This is a genomic window from Streptococcus sp. HMSC072C09 (genome assembly GCF_001813105.1).
Lineage (GTDB): Bacteria > Bacillota > Bacilli > Lactobacillales > Streptococcaceae > Streptococcus.
The window spans coordinates 91,584-91,849 of sequence record NZ_KV811496.1; the positions used below are offsets into that span (position 1 = coordinate 91,584).

The 266-nt window shown below is 42.9% G+C and carries 1 rRNA gene; it reads right to left on the minus strand.

The annotated features are described in order from the left end of the window. Positions 1 to 37: 37 nt before the first annotated feature. Positions 38 to 153: ribosomal RNA gene (gene rrf / locus HMPREF2893_RS04380) — 5S ribosomal RNA — on the minus strand. Positions 154 to 266 lie beyond the last annotated feature (113 nt).

Genomic DNA, 266 nt, shown 5'->3' on the forward strand with positions numbered 1-266 from the left:
TCATGCGCTACTACCAACTGAGCTATGGCGGAATCAAGCTAAGCGACTACCATATCTCACAGGGGGCAACCCCCAACTACTTCCGGCGTTCTAGGGCTTAACTGCTGTGTTCGGCATGGGTACAGGTGTATCTCCTAGGCTATCGTCACTTAACTCTGAATGATGAACATTCAAAATTGAATACCTATATTCTAACAAAAATCTAAACTGCTGTAAATATCCTCAGTTACTTTTTGGATAAGTCCTCGAGCTATTAGTATTAGTCC